The sequence below is a fragment of the Streptomyces sp. NPDC002838 genome, assembly GCF_040295365.1.
GTDB lineage: Bacteria > Actinomycetota > Actinomycetes > Streptomycetales > Streptomycetaceae > Streptomyces.
On record NZ_JBEOVF010000013.1, the window covers coordinates 85001 to 102881 of the forward strand.

Genomic DNA, 17881 nt, shown 5'->3' on the forward strand with positions numbered 1-17881 from the left:
AGGGGCGCGTCGGTGCCGAGAGGGCGAGGGCGCTTCAGGCCCGAGGGGCTGAGCACAGCCGCCCTCTCGGCACCGACTTCAGCGCTCCGTAGGCGAGCGACCAGAAACAGGAGGAGCCGGCAGCGATGGCCCGCCGCAGCACGAAGACCCCGCCGCCCGACGATTCGTACGAGGAGAAGATCCTCGACATCGACGTCGTCGACGAGATGCAGGGCTCCTTCCTCGAGTACGCGTACTCGGTCATCTACTCCCGCGCCCTGCCGGACGCCCGCGACGGCCTCAAGCCGGTGCACCGCCGCATCGTCTACCAGATGAACGAGATGGGCCTGCGCCCCGACCGCGGCTATGTGAAGTGCGCCCGCGTGGTCGGCGAGGTCATGGGTAAGTTGCACCCGCACGGCGACGCGTCGATCTACGACGCCATGGTGCGTATGGCCCAGCCCTTCTCGATGCGCGTCCCGCTGGTCGACGGCCACGGCAACTTCGGCTCGCTGGGCAACGACGACCCGCCGGCCGCCATGCGGTACACCGAGTGCCGGCAGGCCCCGGCGACGAGCCTGATGACCGAGTCGATCGACGAGGACACGGTCGACTTCACCCCCAACTACGACGGCCAGGAGCAGGAGCCGGTGGCGCTGCCCGCCGCCTTCCCGAACCTCCTGGTCAACGGCGCGTCGGGGATCGCCGTCGGCATGGCCACCAACATGCCGCCGCACAACCTGGCCGAGGTCATCGCGGCCGCCCGCCACCTGATCCGCTACCCGAACGCGGATCTGGACGCCCTGATGAGGCACGTCCCGGGCCCCGACCTGCCCACCGGCGGCCGTATCGTCGGCCTGACCGGCATCCGGGACGCGTACGAGACGGGCCGCGGCACCTTCAAGATCCGCGCGACGGTGTCCGTGGACAACGTGACGGCGCGCCGCAAGGGCCTCGTCGTCACCGAGCTGCCCTTCACGGTCGGCCCGGAGAAGGTGATCGCCAAGATCAAGGACCTGGTGGGCTCGAAGAAGCTCCAGGGCATCGCCGACGTCAAGGACCTCACCGACCGGGCGCACGGCCTGCGCCTGGTCATCGAGATCAAGAACGGCTTCGTGCCGGAGGCGGTCCTGGAGCAGCTCTACAAGCTGACGCCGATGGAGGAGTCCTTCGGCGTGAACAACGTGGCGCTGGTGGACGGCCAGCCCCTCACCCTGGGCCTGAAGGAGCTCCTGGAGGTCTACCTCGACCACCGCTTCGAGGTAGTACGCCGTCGCAGCGAGTTCCGCCGCGGCAAGAAGCGCGACCGTCTGCACCTGGTCGAGGGCCTGCTCACCGCGCTGGTGGACATCGACGAGGTCATCCGCCTCATCCGCTCCAGCGACAACTCCGCGCAGGCCAAGGAGCGCCTGATGGAGCGCTTCTCGCTGAGCGAGATCCAGACGCAGTACATCCTGGACACGCCGCTGCGCCGCCTCACCAAGTTCGACCGCATCGAGCTGGAGGCGGAGAAGGAGCGGCTCAACGCCGAGATCGCGGAGCTGACCCGGATCCTCGACTCGGACAACGAGCTGCGCAAGCTGGTCTCCGCGGAACTGGCCGCGGTGGCGAAGAAGTTCGGCACCGAGCGGCGTACGGTCCTGCTGGAGTCGGCGGGCGCCCCGGCGGCCACCGTGCCGCTCCAGGTGGCGGACGACCCGTGCCGGGTGCTGCTGTCCTCGACGGGTCTGATGGCCCGTACGGCGAACGGCGAGCCGTTCCCGGAGGACGCCGACGCGCGGCGCGCCAAGCACGACGTGATCGTCTCGGCGGTGCCGGCCACGGCGCGCGGCGAGGTGGGCGTGGTGACGTCGGCCGGCCGCCTGCTCCGTGTGAACGTCGTCGACCTGCCCCAGCTCCCGGACACGGCGGCGACGCCGACCCTCTCCGGCGGCGCCCCGCTGGCGGAGTTCGTCTCCCTGGAGGGGGACGAGACGGTGGTCTGCCTGACCACGCTCGACGAGTCCTCGCCCGGCCTGGCGCTCGGCACGGAGCAGGGCATCGTCAAGCGTGTGGTCCCCGACTACCCGGCCAACAAGGAGGAGCTGGAGGTCATCACGCTCAAGGAGGGCGACCGGATCGTCGGCGCGGTCGAGCTGCGCACCGGCGAGGAGGATCTTGTCTTCATCACGGACGACGCCCAGCTGCTGCGCTTCCAGGCTTCCCAGGTCCGTCCGCAGGGCCGCCCGGCGGGCGGCGTGGCGGGCATCAAGCTCTTGGAGGGCGCGAAGGTCATCTCCTTCACGGCCGTGGATCCGGCGGCGGACGCGGTGGTGTTCACGGTCGCGGGCTCGCGCGGCACGCTGGACGACTCCGTCCAGACGACGGCCAAGCTGACCCCGTTCGACCAGTACCCGCGCAAGGGCCGTGCCACCGGCGGCGTCCGTTGCCAGCGGTTCCTCAAGGGCGAGGACTGCCTGGCGCTGGCCTGGGCGGGCCCGACCCCGGCCAAGGCGGCACAGAAGAACGGCACACCGGCCGATCTTCCCGAGATGGACCCGCGCCGCGACGGCTCGGGCGTGTCGCTGGGGAAGCCGGTGGCGGTGGTGGCGGGGCCGGTCTAGGCCTCCTGGAAGGCCTCTTCCTCCGGGGCCTGTACGTAGCGCAGGACGCCCCACATGCCGTGCTCGTCGGCGTGTGGGGCGTCGCTCTCGCACGCCCGAAGCTCCTTGCCGAGGGCGGGCGCGTCGATGCCGGAGCCGATGAGCACCAGCTGGGTGAGGCGTGCGTCGGCGTCGGCCCACGCCTCCGGGTAGAAGCGCAGGAACCGCCCGACGGCATGGACGGCGTAACGGTTCGTGACGTCGTACGGCCCGAAGTCGACGTACCCCTTGATCCGGTAGAGCCCGTCGGGCCTGCTGTCGAGGAACCGCATGAGCCGGCGCGGGTCGAGGGGCGCTTCGGAGACGAAGGACAGGCTGTCGTAGCCGGCGTGCAGATGATGCCCGTGACCGTCGTCCGCGCCGTGCTCGTGCAGGTCGTCGAAGGACAGCTGCCCGACGCGCTCCTCGCTCGGCCGGCAGTCGAAGAGGAACTCGGGGTCGATCCTGCCGTAGCGCGCGGGCACGACGGCGGCGCGGTCGACGAGGGACCGGACCAGGTCCAGCACCCGCTCACCGTCGGCTGCGCGGTCGAGCTTGTTGACGACGACCAGGTCGGCGAGGGCTAGGTGCCGGTCGATCTCGGGATGCTTCGCGCGGGTGTCGTCGAACTCGGCGGCGTCGACGACCTCGACCAGACCGCCGTACACGATCCCCGCATGTTCACTGGCGAGCACCATGCGCACGAGTTCCTGGGGTTCGGCGAGCCCGCTGGCCTCGATGACGATGACGTCGATGCCGGTGTCGGGGCGGGCGAGCCGCTCCAGATAGACATCGAGTTCACTGGCGTCCACCGCACAGCACAGACACCCGTTTCCGAGGGAGACGGTGGAGTCGCCGAGGGCACCGGCGACGGCCATCGCGTCGATCTCGATGGCGCCGAAGTCGTTGACGATGGCGCCGATACGGCTGCCGCCGCTGCTGTGCAGGAGATGGTTGAGGAGCGTGGTCTTGCCGGACCCCAGGAATCCGGCGAGCACGACGACGGGGATCTGCCGCGGACTCCGGCTCAATGCGCTACCTCTCTCACGCCGAAGTGTGCGCCGGATTGCCACCGTGCACACGTACGAGGGTTGAATGCCGACCCAGGATACGAGCCGGAAGAATCACCGCGAAGTGAACGATTGTTAGCAGTACTTGCGGGGCAGACGTTGGGCAAGGCGCCGGGGTGTGCGACCCTCGCTTCCCTCCGTGCGCCCCTCTCCGCCTCCCCCGCCGATCAGAGCCGCTCGGCACTCTGGGAGACGGCAAGCGCCGCCCACCGCTCGCCGGTCCCCTTCAGTCGACCCGCACCCCGACGACCGGCGGACGGCCGCCTGATTCGGGGGTTGACATGGCCACACGGAATTTTGGAGTACAGAGGTTGGGCTCCGTCGCGGCGGCGGGCCTGATGCTCGCCACCGCCACGTTGACTATGGCTTCGCGTCAACGGCGGCTCGAAGAGGCACGCCTGCAGGTGAGGCGTATGGAGCTCGAGGAAATGGCGTCCCGACGCAAGGCGCTGGCACACCAACAGCGCATGCACTGGGAGTTGCTGGCCAAGGCCATCGACGATCCCTCCCTCGCCGAGGTGATCGACACCTACGACAAGAGCATCCCGGCCGCGAAGCGACGCCAGTACTTCTACGCCAACGCCTGGTACGTCAACCTGTACCACCTCTACCGCTCAGGAATCCTGGACCAGGAGGAGCTGTACGGGCATCTGCGTGAGCTCTTCCAGAGCCCCCTGCTGCGGGAGTACTGGGAGGCTTCGAAGGGGCAGCGCGCCACTTTGAAGCACTCGTCGGACGAGGCCAGGATCGGGCGCATGGTCGACGGCCTCATCAAGGACCTGGACGAGGCCGAGACGGACGAGTGGTGGGTGGTGGGCACGCCCCCGACAGCGTGAACACCCGCTCCGACGGTCAACCACCTGCCCGTGACGACACGGCCAGGTGGTCTTTCGCCATATGGCGACTTCGCACCACCAACCCCAGTAACCTGCTGCCCAAAACTGTGCCCACACCCATTCACTAAGGACCAGCACCCTTGAAAATCGTGCGCCGCATTGGTGTGCCTCCAAGTGCCCGTGGCAGTGCCTCAGGAGCGAACTGCCCGGACGTGTTCGAGCTGAGCGACGGCAACTTCGCCGTCATCGGCACCGAGGCCACCGAGGCGCTTGAGCGAGAACTGCCTGCCGACGCCTCCCGGGCCGACTACGAGCGCATCGTCATCGTCAGCAGAGAGACACTGATTCGCGCCAAGGCAGACATCCCCGACTCCTGATCCCCGAGCGAGCACGCGTCCACCCAGACTCGTCCCGTACAGCTCCCCGGCCGCGCAGAACCGCTGAGTGACCCGGGCATCCCCCCACCGAGCAGTCCGTCACCCCGCCACTGCTCGATCACCACCGATGAGGCCTGGCGTCAGAACGGCACCAGGCCACACGCGTGTCAGACGACCTTCGGCACCGCCACCGGTGCCCCCGGCCCCACATACCGCGCCACCGGCCTGATGGCGCAGCCGGCCCTCGCCGCGGCCCGCGACATCGTGGACACGACCGCCCGCCACACCCCGTTGCACGCCAATGTCGACCTGGCCCTCGCCGTGCTCACCGCCTCCTGCGGCAGGCCCTCCACGGCGGGCGAGACGATCTTCGCGGTGGCCTGTACGGCCGACTGGATCGCCCACGCCCTGGAGGAGTACGGGGAGCGTCCGCTGCGTATGCGCCCCAGCGGTCACTACGTGGGGCCCAGGCCGCCGCAGCCCCTGCCGGAGTAGGACACGGAGCCCCTCCGGAAGTCGCCTGACCCAAGTCAGGTTAGGCTCACCTCTGTGAGTACGTGCTCAACCGTCTCCCGGGATCTCGACGAGCCCGTTTCCGGGACCGCGGCCACGGCGAGGACCTGGCTGCTGCTGGAGCAGCCAGGTCCCTGGGGTGCCAAGGCGCTCACTTCGAGCCACCTGGACCCCGCGCTGGGCCGCGCCCTGGAGGCGGCCACGAAGGGGACGGGCGTACGCATCGCGCTCATCCGCCGCCCCGGGCGCCACGCCGACAGCGGAACGCCCGCTCTGCGCCACGTGTACGCCGCCCACACCACGCCGGGGAACGCGTGGCTGCACGCCGCCACGACCCGCGATCCGCACCGGCTGCTCGACCTCGACTTCGCGGCGCTCGGCAGAGGGGACCACGGCACCTTCGGCTCGGCGCTCGCCGGGCGGCCGCGCACCGGCCACCCGCTGGCGCTCGTGTGTACCAACGGCAAGCGCGACCGCTGCTGTGCCCTGCTCGGCCGCCCCCTCGCGACCGAGCTGGCCGCCTCCGGAGTCGAAGGCACCTGGGAGGTCACCCATTTGGGTGGACACCGCTTCTCGCCGACGCTGCTCGTCCTGCCGTACGGATACGCCTACGGCCGGGCCGAGGCCCATTCCGTGAAGGAGATCCTGCACGGGGTCCAGGAGGGGCGGGTCGTCGTGGAGGGGTGCCGCGGGAACTCGGCCTGGGAGCGGCCCGGTCAGGCCGCCGAACTGGCCGTGCGCACGGCCGTGGGCGAGTACGCGGCGGACGCGCTGGCCGTCGTCCGCACAGAGGGCTCTCCTTCGGGCTGGGAGGTGACCGTCGCCCACGCCGACGGACGCCGGTGGCGCGTCGTCGTGGCCCAGGGCGCGTCCGTGCCGCCCCGTCCGGAGAGCTGCGGGGCGTCGGTGCTCGGCTCGCCGGCGCGGATGGACGTGGTGGCGGTGCGCGAGCTGTCGGCCACCACGGCACTCGCGAGCTGACGGAACCGGCTTCGCCGGGCGGCGCCGACCCCCCTGGACTGCTTGTCGGTCTGCCTCCCACACATTGATCAAGAGATCCACGCCACACCCCCTGCGGCAGCTCCGGCGCGCCCACGTACCGTCTTGGCTATGAGCCCCACTCCCCCCGCACGCCGCCTGCGCCTCGGACTGCCGAGGCGCATGTTCTCGCAGGTGCTGCTGATGCAGCTGGCGATCGCCGCGGGAGTCGCGGTCCTCGCGACCGGGCTGTTCCTCGCACCCCTCAGCGACCAGCTGGACGACCAGGCGATGCGCCGCGCGCTCGCGATCGCGCAGACCACCGCCGCCCAGCCGCAGATCGCAGACGAGGTCAAGAACACGCCGCCGACGGCCGACGGGCCCGTCCAGCGGACGGCGGAGCGGATCCGCACGACGACCAAGGCCGAGTACATCGTGGTGATGGACTGGCGCGGTGTGCGCTGGTCGCACACCAACCCCGACCAGATCGGCAGGACCGTCTCGACCGACCCCGGCCAGGCCCTCGCCGGCAAGGAGGTCATGGAGATCGACAGCGGCACCCTGGGCCGCTCCGCCCGCGGCAAGGTGCCGCTGCGGGACAGCGACGGCGACATCGTCGGCGCGGTCTCGGTCGGCATCGCGTACGACAGCGTGCGGGCGCGGCTGATCCACGCGATCCCGGGGCTGTTCGCGTACGCCGGCGGTGCCCTCGCCGTCGGCGCGCTGGCCGCCTGGCTCATCTCCCGCCGGGTCCAGCGGCAGACCCGGGACCTGGCCTTCTCGGACATCTCGGGGCTGCTCGCGGAGCGCGAGGCCATGCTGCACGGCATCAGGGAAGGCGTGGTCGCCCTGGACCGCGTCGGCCGCGTCCGCCTGCTCAACGACGAGGCGCAGCGCCTGCTGGGCATCGGGGACGAGGCCGTCGGCCGCTCCCCCGAGGAGGCGCTCGGCGAGGGCCGTACGGCCGACGTCCTGGCCGGCCGGGTGACGGGCACCGACCTGCTCACCGTCCGCGGCCAGCGAGTCCTGGTCACCAACCGCATGCCCACGGACGACGGCGGCGCCGTCGCCACCCTGCGTGACCGCACCGAGCTGGAGCAGCTCGGCCGGGAACTCGACTCCACACGCGGTCTGATCGACGCCCTGCGCGCCCAGGACCACGAGCACGCAAACCGCATGCACACGCTCCTCGGGCTGCTCGAACTGGAGATGTACGACGACGCCGTGGAGTTCGTCGGGGAGGTCGTCGGCGACCACCGTGCCACCGCGGAACAGGTCACCGAGAAGATCCAGGACCCCCTGCTCGCCGCGCTGCTGGTCGGCAAGGCGACCGTCGCGGCCGAGCGCGGGGTCGCGTTGTGGGTCTCGGACCGCACCCGGCTGCCGGACCGGCTGGTCGATCCCGGCGGGCTCGTCACGATCCTCGGCAACCTGGTGGACAACGCCCTGGACGCGGTCGCGGGCACACCGCACGCGCGCGTGGAGGTCGAACTGCGCACGGAGGGCCGTACCGCCGTCCTCAGGGTGCGGGACACGGGCCCCGGTATCCCGGTGGAGCACCGTGAGTCGATCTTCACCGAGGGATGGTCCACGAAGAAACCGCCGGCGCACCGGGAGCGCGGCATCGGGCTGTCCCTCGTGCGCAGGCTCGCCGAGCGGCAGGGCGGCAGCGCGACGGTCGGCGAGGCGGGCGGCGGGGGCGCGGAGTTCACCGTCGTCCTGCCCGACGCGCTGGCCGAGCCGGAACCGGTACCCGCCCTCACCGCGCCGCAAGCCCCGCAGCCCGCCACCGAGGAGGAGTCGTGATGATCGAGGTCCTGGTCGTGGACGACGACACCCGGGTGGCGCGGGTCAACGCCGCCTACGTGGAGAAGGTGCCGGGCTTCCACGTGGCCGGCGAGGCGCACAGCGCGGCGGAGGCGCTGGGACAGCTGGAGGCGCTGCCGCACGTGGACCTGGTCCTCATGGACCACTATCTGCCCGACGAGACGGGCCTCGCGGTCGTCCAGGAGATGCGCCGGCGCGGCCACGAGACCGACGTGATCATGGTGACGGCGGCGCGGGACGTCTCGACCGTACAGGCGGCGATGCGGCAGGGCGCGTTGCAGTACCTGGTCAAGCCGTTCGCCTTCGCGGGCCTGCGCGCCAAGCTGGAGGCGTACGCGCAGCTGCGCCGCACCCTCGACGGCGGCGGCGAGGCGGAACAGGCCGAGGTGGACCGCATCTTCGGCGCCCTGTCCACGCCGTCGGAGTCCGACCTGCCCAAAGGGCACTCCCCCACCACGGCTGAGCTCGTGCGCCGGTCCCTGATGAACGCCGAAGGCCCCCTGTCGGCCCAGGAGATCGCCGAACGGACCGGGGTCAGCCGCCAGACCGCCCAGCGCTATCTGAAGCTCCTGGAACGCACGGGCCGGGCCAGGCTCACCCTCAAGTACGGCGACGCGGGCCGCCCGGAACACCGTTACGTGTGGGCGACTCGCGCCTGAGAGGACGTCAGCAGTTCGTCCGACATCAGGGACCCGGTCTGCACATCCAGTGCCGAGAAGGGCTGGTCCATCAGCAGGATCTCGGGGTCGCCGACGAAGGTCGCGGCCGGCGCGACGCGCTTGCGCCGGCCGCCGGCGAGCCGAAGCCGACCTTGTCGCCGACCCCGCGCACCGGCTCTCCGACGACCGCCACGAACTCCCTTTTGCCCGCAACGGCCTGTTGTGCTCGTTCTGCTCGCGCTACAACAGCGAAGCCGAAACACTGGCTCAACGCCCGTCTGGCCTTGAGGGAAAGAGGCCCGCCCGATGATTGACGTCCTGGTCGTGGACGACGACTTCCGTGTCGCCGAGATCAACGCCAAGTACGTGGGAAGAGTCCCCGGCTTCCGGGTGACCGCCCGCGCGCACAGCGCCGCCCAGGCCCTGGCCGCCGTACAGCGCGGGACCATCGACCTGGTGCTGCTCGACCACTTTCTGCCCGACCGGACGGGCCTGGAACTCGTCCACCGGATGCGGGAGCAGGGCCACGGCACCGACGTCATCATGATCACGGCAGCCGGCGACGTGACGACCGCCCAGACCGCGATGCGTCTGGGCGCCCTGCACTACCTGGTCAAACCGTTCACCTTCGCGGCCCTGCACGCCCGCCTCGACTCCTACGCAACCCTGCGCCGGACCGTCGACCGGGTGGGCGGCAGCGGCATCGCCGGCCAAGAACAGGTGGACCGGATGTTCGGCGCCCTGCGCACCACACCGGCGCCCACGTCACCGGGCCTGCCGAGCGGTCACTCGGAACCGACGACGGACCTGATCTGTCGCGTTCTGCACCGCGCCGACCACCCGCTCTCGGCCCACGAGGTCGCCGCCGAAACGGGCCTCAGCCGCTCCACCGCCCAGCGCTACCTCCGCCACCTGGAACAGGCCGGCCGCCTCCGCCTCTCCCTCAAGTACGGCGACACAGGACGCCCGGAACACCGGTACGCGTGGGTGGCCCCGTAGCCGTACGCGACGGAGCGTCGTCCTACGGCACGAAGACGATGTCGTACGGCCGTGAATGCCGAAGCCACCACGCGGTTCTCGTACGACGGTGAAGGCGCCCCCTACACGGCCCCCGCTCCCGTCAGCGACCGCACCTCGGTCTCCGCGTGCTTGGCCTCGTCGGGCGGTTCCGCCGAGGTGACCGTGCCGAGCCAGCCCGCGACGAAGCCGAGCGGGATGGAGACGAGACCGGGGTTCTGCAGCGGGAAGTACTGGAAGTCGACGCCCGGGAACAGTGATTCGGGGCTGCCCGACCCCACCGGTGACAGCAGCACGAGCACCACGGCCGGGATCAGCCCGCCGTAGACGGCCCATACGGCGCCGCGGGTGGTGAACCCGCGCCAGAACAGCGAGTAGAGCAGCACCGGCAGATTGGCGGACGCGGCGAAGGCAAGGCCCACCAGGAAGGCGACATTGAGGTCGCGCGCGAGCAGGCCGAGGGCGATCGCCACCACACCGATGCCGACGGCGGCCGCACGCGCCACGGCCACCTCACTGCGCGGCTTGGCACGCCGACGCCGCAGGGACGCGTACAGGTCATGGGCGACGGACGCCGAGGAGGCGAGCGTGACGCCGGCGACCACCGCGAGGATCGTGGCGAAGGCGACGGCGGCGACGACCGCGAAGAGAACCGTTCCTCCCGTGGAATCCGCACCACCGCCCAGGTCGAGCGCCAGCAGCGGTACGGCCGTGTTCCCGGCCGCGTTCGACCCACGTACCGCATCCGGCCCCACGATCGCCGCCGCGCCGAACCCGAGGACGATCGTCATCAGATAGAAGCCGCCGATGAGTCCGATCGCCCAGACGACCGAACGCCGTGCGGCCCGCGCGGTGGGCACGGTGCAGAAGCGGGACAGGATGTGCGGCAGTCCGGCCGTGCCCAGCACCAGCGCGAGTCCCAGGCTGATGAAGTCGAAGCGCGCGGTCCAGTCCCCGCCGTACTTCAGACCGGGCGCCAGGAAGGACGCGCCGTGACCACTGCGCTCCGCCGCCGTGAGCAGCAGCCGGTCGAAGTCGCCGTGGAACCGCACCAGGACGAGCACGGTCAGCGCGATGGTGCCGCCGAGCAGCAGGACCGCCTTGACGATCTGAATCCAGGTGGTGGCCCGCATCCCTCCCAACGACACATAGATCACCATGAGCGCGCCGACCCCGATGACCGTCCAGGCCTGCGCCGCCTCGCTGGTACGCCCGATCAGCAGCGCGACCAGGCTTCCCGCACCCACCATCTGCGCCACCAGATAGAGAACGGACACGGTGACCGAGGAGGTTCCCGCCGCGATCCGTACCGGCCGTTCGTTCATCCGCGCCGCGACCACGTCCGCGAGTGTGAACCGCCCGCAGTTGCGGACCAGTTCGGCGACCAGGAAGAGCACCACCAGCCAGGCCACCAGGAAGCCCACCGAGTACAGCAGTCCGTCGTAGCCGTAGAGGGCGATGAGCCCGGAGATGCCGAGGAAGGATGCGGCCGACATGTAGTCACCCGCGATGGCAAAACCATTCTCCATCGGCGAGAAGAGCCGACCGCCCGCGTAGAACTCCTCCGCCGAACCGTGCCGGTGGCGGCTCACCCATGTCGTGATCCCCAGCGTAACCGCGACGAAGGCGCTGAACAGCAGCAACGCCAGCGCCTGGTGGTCCCCCGTCACGACGCGCCGCCCCGAATGCCGCGCGTCAGTTCCTGAGTGGCCCACCGCAGGTCGAGCGCGGCCCGGTCCCGGCGCAGCCGGGCGTGCCGCGCGTACGCCCAGGTGAACAGGAAGGTCGTGAGGAACTGCCCGAGCCCCGCCAGCATCGCCACGTTCACGGCGCCCGCCACGGGACGCGCCATCAGTCCGGGCACTGTCGTGGCGGTGACGACATAGGCCACGTACCAGACCAAGAACACGACGACTGCCGGCACCACGAACCTCCGGTACCGCCTGCGCACCTCCTGGAAGGCAGCACTGCGCTGCACTTCCAGGTACACGTCGGCCGCGTCGACAGCCGGGGACCCGCCTTCCGGGCGGGCCGACGCGGCCGTCGGCACAGACCCGCCCGCGCCACCCGACTCGCCCCACCCGGAGGCGAGTGCGTCGTACCAGGGGTCGTCGTACCGCACGCTTCCGGACGCCTCGGCGGGAAGCGAATCATGACCGTCGAGGTGGTCGACCGAACTCTCGGCACCACCCGCGCCTGCGCGGCGGCGACCGTTGTGTGGCTGCATGCCCAAGGATGGACAGAACGGGAAGATCCCTGACTCTTCTTCTCCGCGCGCTTCACCCCATCAGGTGACTCAACCCGCCGGAGGCCGCACGAGCCCCTTCGCGTAGGCATAACGCACCGCCTGCGCACGATCCTTGAGCCCCGTCTTGGCGAACAGGTTGTTGATGTGGGTCTTCACCGTCGCCGTGGAAACGTGCAGCTTGTGGGCGATCTCCTGATTGCTCAGGCCGTCGGCGATCAGCACCAGCACTTCGGTCTCGCGTGCGGTGAGCCCGTCCGGAACCTCGGCGGGAGCACCCTGCTGCGGCTCGGGCTCCGACAGCCGCTCCAGCAGCCGCCGTTGAATGCTCGGCGACAGCCCCGCGTCCCCGGTCAGCACGCTCCGCACGGCCCGCACGATCTCCTCACCCCCCGCGTCCTTGGTGAGGTAGCCACGCGCCCCCGCTCCGAGCGCCGGGAAGAGTGACTCGTCATCCATGTAGGTCGTGAGCACCACGACCTGCGTCCCGGGGTGCTCCGCCCTGATACGGCGGGTCGCCTCGACCCCGTCGCAGCGGGGCATGCGCAGTTCCATCAGCACCACGTCCGGGGCGAGTTCGGCGACGAGCTTCAGGGCTTCGTGCCCGTCCCCCGCGGCCCCGACGACCTCGATCCCGGGCAGCAGCCCCAGCAGCATCACGATGCCTTCACGAACCACGGTCTGGTCGTCCGCCACCACCACCCGCGCGGGCTCCCGCTCCGCCTCCTCCGTCATACGGGCACCTTCAACGTCACCATGCCCCCTCGTCCGGCCCGGCGTCCAGCGAACCGCCCAGCAGCTCGGCACACTCCCGCATGCCCAGAAGACCGTACCCGGCACCGGTCACGCCGAGTTCGCCCGGCGAACCGCCCGAGTCCCGTACGACCAGCGTCACTTCGTGCTCGCCGTACTGGAGCCGCACCTGCGCTTTCGCCCCCGGAGCATGCTTGCGGACGTTTGGTCAAAGCCCCTTGAGCGACCCTTCGTACGGCCTGTGACGCCTCGGCCGGCAGCGGTCTGCGCTCACCCGAAGCGGTGGCCTCGCCGCCCTCGGCCGTAGCCACGAGCTGGGTCAGGAAGCCTCCAGCGGGGTGAGCTCGCCGCGCAGCGCCGACAGCGCCTGCCGGGTCCCGGCGAGTCCGTCGCGGGCCATCCCCCGTGCCGCCACCACCCGCTCGAGGACCTGTTCCTGGTCGGCTCCCTTCTCGATCAGCAACCGGGCCGCCCCCAGGCGCACGAGTTGTGCCGAGAGGCTGTGGGCCAGTACGTCATGGATCTCTCGTGCGATGCGGCCCGCTCCGCGAGCGCCGCCGACTCCGCCTCGGCCGCCCGCGCGGCCCGCTCCTGGGCGAGCAGCCGCTGGGCGTTGCCACGGGCCTCGGCGTCCAGTCGCAGCACGTAACCGGCGAGGGCGAACCCGGCCATGGTGGCCGCGGTGGTCAGCCACGCGTCGTTGTCGACCGCGGCGTACGAGGCGAGGGCCACCAGGGCCATCGGCAGCGCGGCCGCGATGGGCAGCCGCTCCAAGGCGGTGACGGCACATCCGCACCAGATGACGAGGGCGACGCGCCTGAAGTCGGCCGCCTGGGCTCCGATGGCGATGCACGGAAGGCCAGAGCCGGTGCGCGAGGGTGGTCCGGTGGAGGGCCCAGGCGACGAACGCGGCCGGAAGCACGCCCGCCGCGGCCCCGAGTGCTCCCCAGCCGTGCGCCGGACTGCTGGTGAAGACGCCCCAGACAAGCATGCCGAGCACCAGCGCCCGCACGATCCACCCGAGCAGGCGCCGAGGGCCCGATGGCTCCGCGCGCCCGAGTGCCTCCCGCGAGGGCCAGCGTGTCCAGGCGTGCTCCGTCACGCTTGTTCCTTCCACGCGGGCCGGGACATGGGAGCACCGTACGCCGTACGGGACTGGGCAGCCGTGGCCGAAGGCGAAGCCCAGGCCGGTGGCCCCCCGTCCCCCGGCCCGGGCCCAGCTCAGCGCTACGTGTCGATGCGCGACCGGTCCAGCGTCGCCGCCGAACTGGAGATGAACTCCTTGCGCGGCGCCACGTCATTGCCCATCAGCAGATCGAAGACCTGCTCGGCGGCGTCCAGGTCGGAGAGGTTGATCCGGCGCAGGGTGCGGTGGCGCGGATCCATGGTCGTCTCGGCCAGCTGGTCGGCGTCCATCTCACCGAGACCCTTGTACCGCTGGATGGAGTCCTTGTACCTGATCCCCTTGCTCTGGAACTCCAGGAGCTTGTCGCGCAGCTCGCGGTCCGAGTACGTGTAGACGTACTTGTCCTGGCCCTTCTTCGGCTGCACGATCTCGACGCGGTGCAGCGGCGGCACCGCGGCGAACACCCGGCCGGCCTCGACCATGGGCCGCATGTACCGGTGGAACAGCGTCAGGAGCAGGGTCCGGATGTGGGAGCCGTCCACGTCGGCGTCGGTCATCATGATGATCTTGCCGTAGCGGGCCGCGTCGATGTCGAAGGTACGGCCCGAGCCCGCTCCTATGACCTGGATGATCGCGCCGCACTCGGCGTTCTTGAGCATGTCCGTCACGGACGACTTCTGGACGTTGAGGATCTTGCCCCGGATCGGCAGCAGCGCCTGGAACTCGGAGTTCCGGGCGAGCTTGGCGGTGCCGAGAGCGGAGTCTCCCTCGACGATGAACAGCTCGCTGCGGTCGACGTCGTCGCTGCGGCAGTCGGCGAGCTTGGCGGGCAGCGAGGAGGATTCCAGGGCCGTCTTCCGGCGCTGGGCGTCCTTGTGCTGGCGGGCGGCGATACGGGTGCGAGCCGCCGCGACGGCCTTCTCCATGACGACGCGGGCCTGGGCCGCGGCGTCCCGCTTCGTGGAGGTAAGGAACGCCTTGAGCTCCTTGGAGATCACGGTGTTCACGATGCGGCGGGCCGCCGAGGTACCGAGGACCTCCTTGGTCTGTCCCTCGAACTGCGGCTCGGCGAGGCGGACGGTGACGACCGCGGTGAGGCCCTCCAGGGCGTCGTCCTTGACGATGTCGTCCTCGGCGACGCGCAGCAGCTTCTTGGCGCGCAGCACTTCGTTCATCGTCCTGGCGACGGCCTGCTCGAAGCCGGCCACGTGGGTGCCGCCCTTGGGGGTGGCGATGATGTTGACGAACGACTTGAGTGTCGTGTCGTAGCCGGTCCCCCAGCGCAGTGCGACGTCCACGCCGAGCTCACGGGTGACCTCGGTGGGCGTCATCTGGCCGTGGTCGTCCAGGACCGGGACAGTCTCCTTGAAGGTGCCCTGGCCGGAGAAGCGGAGGACGTCGCAGACCGGCTTGTCGCTCGCCAGGTACTCGCAGAACTCGCTGATGCCGCCGTCGAAGCGGAAGGACTCCTCCCCCTTGCTGCCGCCCTCGCCGAGGCCGTACTCGTCACGGACGACGATGGTCAGCCCCGGGACCAGGAACGCGGTCTGGCGAGCGCGCTGGTGCAGGTCCCCCAGGGAGAGCTTGGCGTCCTTGAGGAAGATCTGCCGGTCGGCCCAGTACCGCACGCGCGTGCCGGTGCGGGTCTTGGGGATCTTCTTGGCCTTGCGCAGGCCGCCCTTGGCCTCGAACTTGGTGTCCGGGCCCACGGCGGCGAAAGCGCCGGGAACGCCTCGCCGGAAGCTGATGGCGTGAGTGTGCCCGCTGCGGTCCACCTCGATGTCGAGGCGGGCGGACAGGGCGTTCACCACCGAGGCTCCGACGCCGTGCAGGCCGCCGGAGGCCGCGTACGAGCCGCCGCCGAACTTGCCGCCGGCGTGCAGCTTGGTCATGACGACCTCGACGCCGGACAGGCCGGTCTTGGGCTCGACGTCGACCGGGATGCCCCGGCCGTTGTCCCGGACCTCCACCGAGCCGTCGTCGTGGAGGATCACCTCGATGTGGTCGCAGTACCCGCCGAGGGCCTCATCGACGGAGTTGTCGATGATCTCCCACAGGCAGTGCATCAGACCTCGGCTGTCGGTCGAGCCGATATACATACCCGGGCGCTTGCGCACGGCCTCGAGCCCCTCGAGGACGAGCAGGTGCCGCGCGGTGTAGTTGGAACCGTCCCGGTCTGCTCCTGCCAGCAGCGCTGTGGACGGCACGGACGTCTCGGCGGTCACGCGGTTCGCTCCTCGCTGAATTTCAGGTGGGGCCCTTCTGGGTAAGGGCGCGGCTTGGGTAGCCGCTCTGAGGGTACCGAGGCCTGGTAGAGCCGTTGTAACGCCACCCTCCGTCTGAGCTCAGACTAGTCCAGGGTCGCATACACGTTCGATCCCTCGATGGAGTGAAGTACACATCACGTTCCCTTCCAGGCATGAACCATTTAGGCTCCGGGCACGTCCTCATGAACAACCGGCAAGCCAGCCGGGGAGGGCATGACAATGACCGACAGCGCGAACCCGTAAGACACACAGACACGCAATACGGCACATTCGCCGCCAACCGGCAGCAGACAGCCGCCTCGGAGAGATTTTTTTCCAGGAAAAGCCACGAGCGGGAACGTTTTCGGGCTGGTTGGATGTTGACCCTGGTACGACAGCTCGTCGAGCTAGAGAAGAGGCGACGTGACTACTGTTCTGACCCCCGCGAGCCCGCTGACGGCCGCTGATCGATGCGACCGCTGCGGCGCCCAGGCATACCTGCGCGTCGTCCTGCTGAGCGGCGGAGAACTGCTCTTCTGCGCCCACCACGGCCGCAAGTTCGAGCCGGAACTCAAGAAGATCGCCGCTGAGATACAGGACGAGACGGAGCGACTGACGTCCGCTCCGGCGAGCACGCCCGAAGAAGAGCGCTGACACTCGCGTCCGACGAGCCAGGCTCCGGCACAGGCCGGCCAAGGGCGGCTTCCCCTGTTCTCAGGGGAAGCCGCCCTTGCTCGTGGCCGCGAAACCCCTCAGCCTCCGTGAGAGACCCTCGTGCGGTCCTCAGGCCGCGCTGTCCCAACCAAGCCTCCGCAGGACGTCGGACACGCGCGTATAGACACCAGGGCTGCCCGCACGACCGCAGCCACTCCCCCAGGACACGAGTCCGATCAGCTTCCCTCGAGCGACCAGCGGCCCTCCGCTGTCCCCCTGGCAGGCGTCACGGCCGCCCTCCTGCTCTCCGGCACACAGCATGGTGTCGGACATGTACGTGCCGTCGCTGCTGCCCGGATACGCCTCCTCGCAGGGGGCATCGGACAGCACGTGCACCTGCGCCCCGCGCAGACCGCGCGCATAGTCACCGGCTCCTGTGACATCACCCCAGCCGTACACCACGGCAGCCGTCCCCGGCGTGTAGGCCGGATCGCCGGCCGTGGCCATCGCGATGACCGAGTTCTGCGGCACGGGCTCGGCGAGGCTGAGCACGGCGAAATCCCCTGAGCTGGTCACACCGTCGTAGGTCGGGTTCACCCAGATGTCCCGTACGGGGATCTCCTGCCCCCGATCCGACAGGAGGTCCGTGCGTCCCGCGATCACCTTGAGGTCGCGGACGCTGTCCGGCGGCACGCCCAGAACGTCCTCCTCCAGGCAGTGCGCCGCGGTGAGCACGGTGGTCCGGCCGACCGCGACACCGCCGCAGAACTGCCCCGCGCGCGTACCCCCGAACCGGTCACGGCTGGACAGCGCCACCGTCCACGGGCTCTCGGACACGTCGACCGGGAAGCCCCCCACGACGATGCCGTCGGCGGACACGGGGGCAGCGGACGCCAAGGGTATGGCCGCCGCCGCGGCCGCCAGGACCAGCGGCCGGGCCAGCACCCGGGCAATGCGACAACGCATGCGTGCTCCTCACT

Annotated in this window: 14 protein-coding genes and 3 pseudogenes; 9 read left to right on the forward strand and 8 right to left on the reverse strand. The window is 70.3% G+C overall.

Going from position 1 to position 17881, the window contains the following annotated elements:
- Positions 1-125: 125 nt before the first annotated feature.
- A complete protein-coding gene (locus ABT063_RS18975; protein ID WP_351058503.1) occupies positions 126-2582 on the forward strand; it encodes a DNA gyrase/topoisomerase IV subunit A in 2457 nt (818 codons plus the stop codon).
- On the opposite strand, the gene ABT063_RS18980 is transcribed toward ABT063_RS18975, so the two are convergent.
- On the reverse strand, positions 2579-3631 hold the full coding sequence (locus tag ABT063_RS18980; protein WP_351058504.1) for a CobW family GTP-binding protein: 1053 nt from the start codon (positions 3629-3631) through the stop codon (positions 2579-2581). The two genes, ABT063_RS18975 and ABT063_RS18980, sit on opposite strands and share 4 nt — an antisense overlap.
- Before the next feature lie 377 nt (positions 3632-4008).
- On the opposite strand from ABT063_RS18980, the gene ABT063_RS18985 reads away from it, so the two are divergent.
- From ABT063_RS18985 to ABT063_RS19010, 6 genes and pseudogenes are all read left to right on the forward strand, one after another.
- Complete coding sequence (locus tag ABT063_RS18985) at positions 4009-4506, forward strand: DUF6082 family protein (protein WP_351058591.1); 498 nt, start codon at positions 4009-4011, stop codon at positions 4504-4506.
- 140 nt (positions 4507-4646) lie between these two features.
- Complete coding sequence (locus ABT063_RS18990; RefSeq protein WP_095750808.1) at positions 4647-4883, forward strand: hypothetical protein; 237 nt, start codon at positions 4647-4649, stop codon at positions 4881-4883.
- Positions 4884-5081: 198 nt separating this feature from the next.
- A pseudogene (locus tag ABT063_RS18995) lies at positions 5082-5378 on the forward strand (citrate/2-methylcitrate synthase); the annotation flags it as partial.
- 54 nt (positions 5379-5432) lie between these two features.
- On the forward strand, positions 5433-6377 hold the full coding sequence (locus ABT063_RS19000) for a ferredoxin family protein (protein ID WP_351058505.1): 945 nt from the start codon (positions 5433-5435) through the stop codon (positions 6375-6377).
- 129 nt (positions 6378-6506) lie between these two features.
- Positions 6507-8180, forward strand: coding sequence for an ATP-binding protein (locus ABT063_RS19005; protein ID WP_351058506.1), 1674 nt, complete (start codon positions 6507-6509; stop codon positions 8178-8180).
- Positions 8180-8860 (forward strand): response regulator, encoded by a 681-nt coding sequence (locus tag ABT063_RS19010; RefSeq protein ID WP_351058507.1) that lies wholly within the window; start codon positions 8180-8182, stop codon positions 8858-8860. The genes ABT063_RS19005 and ABT063_RS19010 overlap by 1 nt, the downstream gene beginning before the upstream one ends.
- An 8-nt stretch (positions 8861-8868) precedes the next feature.
- Here the strand turns inward: ABT063_RS19010 and ABT063_RS19015 are convergent.
- Positions 8869-9003: pseudogene (locus tag ABT063_RS19015) on the reverse strand (ABC transporter ATP-binding protein); the annotation flags it as partial.
- Positions 9004-9166: 163 nt separating this feature from the next.
- On the opposite strand from ABT063_RS19015, the gene ABT063_RS19020 reads away from it, so the two are divergent.
- The gene (locus ABT063_RS19020; RefSeq protein ID WP_351058508.1) at positions 9167-9859 is read left to right on the forward strand and encodes a response regulator; all 693 of its coding nucleotides are present in this window, start codon (positions 9167-9169) and stop codon (positions 9857-9859) included.
- A gap of 101 nt (positions 9860-9960) precedes the next feature.
- Here the strand turns inward: ABT063_RS19020 and ABT063_RS19025 are convergent, their stop codons facing one another.
- The 5 genes and pseudogenes from ABT063_RS19025 to ABT063_RS19045 all read right to left on the reverse strand — a co-directional run bounded on the left by ABT063_RS19025 (position 9961) and on the right by ABT063_RS19045 (position 16226).
- The gene (locus ABT063_RS19025; protein WP_351058509.1) at positions 9961-11547 is read right to left on the reverse strand and encodes a monocarboxylic acid transporter; all 1587 of its coding nucleotides are present in this window, start codon (positions 11545-11547) and stop codon (positions 9961-9963) included.
- Complete coding sequence (locus tag ABT063_RS19030; RefSeq protein ID WP_351058510.1) at positions 11544-12104, reverse strand: DUF485 domain-containing protein; 561 nt, start codon at positions 12102-12104, stop codon at positions 11544-11546. Before ABT063_RS19030 ends, ABT063_RS19025 begins: the two co-directional genes overlap by 4 nt.
- Before the next feature lie 69 nt (positions 12105-12173).
- A complete protein-coding gene (locus ABT063_RS19035; RefSeq protein WP_351058511.1) occupies positions 12174-12857 on the reverse strand; it encodes a response regulator transcription factor in 684 nt (227 codons plus the stop codon).
- Positions 12854-13977: pseudogene (locus ABT063_RS19040) on the reverse strand (sensor histidine kinase). Before ABT063_RS19040 ends, ABT063_RS19035 begins: the two are co-directional and overlap by 4 nt.
- Before the next feature lie 125 nt (positions 13978-14102).
- Positions 14103-16226, reverse strand: a complete 2124-nt coding sequence (locus ABT063_RS19045; protein ID WP_351058512.1) for a DNA gyrase/topoisomerase IV subunit B — start codon at positions 16224-16226, stop codon at positions 14103-14105.
- Positions 16227-16670: 444 nt separating this feature from the next.
- On the opposite strand from ABT063_RS19045, the gene ABT063_RS19050 reads away from it, so the two are divergent.
- Positions 16671-16901: a DUF7455 domain-containing protein gene (locus ABT063_RS19050; protein ID WP_351058513.1), complete on the forward strand. Its 231-nt coding sequence runs from the start codon at positions 16671-16673 to the stop codon at positions 16899-16901.
- Between the two features lie 129 nt (positions 16902-17030).
- Here the strand turns inward: ABT063_RS19050 and ABT063_RS19055 are convergent, their stop codons facing one another.
- Positions 17031-17867: a S1 family peptidase gene (locus ABT063_RS19055; protein WP_351058514.1), complete on the reverse strand. Its 837-nt coding sequence runs from the start codon at positions 17865-17867 to the stop codon at positions 17031-17033.
- Between the last annotated feature and the right edge of the window lie 14 nt (positions 17868-17881).

What these genes read in the sequence shown, in the direction of transcription:
- ABT063_RS19005 (WP_351058506.1), top strand. Translation starts at nt 6,507, where the DNA reads ATGAGCCCCACTCCCCCCGCACGCCGCCTGCGCCTCGGACTGCCGAGG.
- ABT063_RS19020 (WP_351058508.1), top strand. Translation starts at nt 9,167, where the DNA reads ATGATTGACGTCCTGGTCGTGGACGACGACTTCCGTGTCGCCGAGATC.
- ABT063_RS19035 (WP_351058511.1), bottom strand. Translation starts at nt 12,857, where the DNA reads ATGACGGAGGAGGCGGAGCGGGAGCCCGCGCGGGTGGTGGTGGCGGAC.
- ABT063_RS19055 (WP_351058514.1), bottom strand. Translation starts at nt 17,867, where the DNA reads ATGCGTTGTCGCATTGCCCGGGTGCTGGCCCGGCCGCTGGTCCTGGCG.
- ABT063_RS19030 (WP_351058510.1), bottom strand. Translation starts at nt 12,104, where the DNA reads ATGCAGCCACACAACGGTCGCCGCCGCGCAGGCGCGGGTGGTGCCGAG.
- ABT063_RS19010 (WP_351058507.1), top strand. Translation starts at nt 8,180, where the DNA reads ATGATCGAGGTCCTGGTCGTGGACGACGACACCCGGGTGGCGCGGGTC.
- ABT063_RS18975 (WP_351058503.1), top strand. Translation starts at nt 126, where the DNA reads ATGGCCCGCCGCAGCACGAAGACCCCGCCGCCCGACGATTCGTACGAG.
- ABT063_RS18985 (WP_351058591.1), top strand. Translation starts at nt 4,009, where the DNA reads ATGCTCGCCACCGCCACGTTGACTATGGCTTCGCGTCAACGGCGGCTC.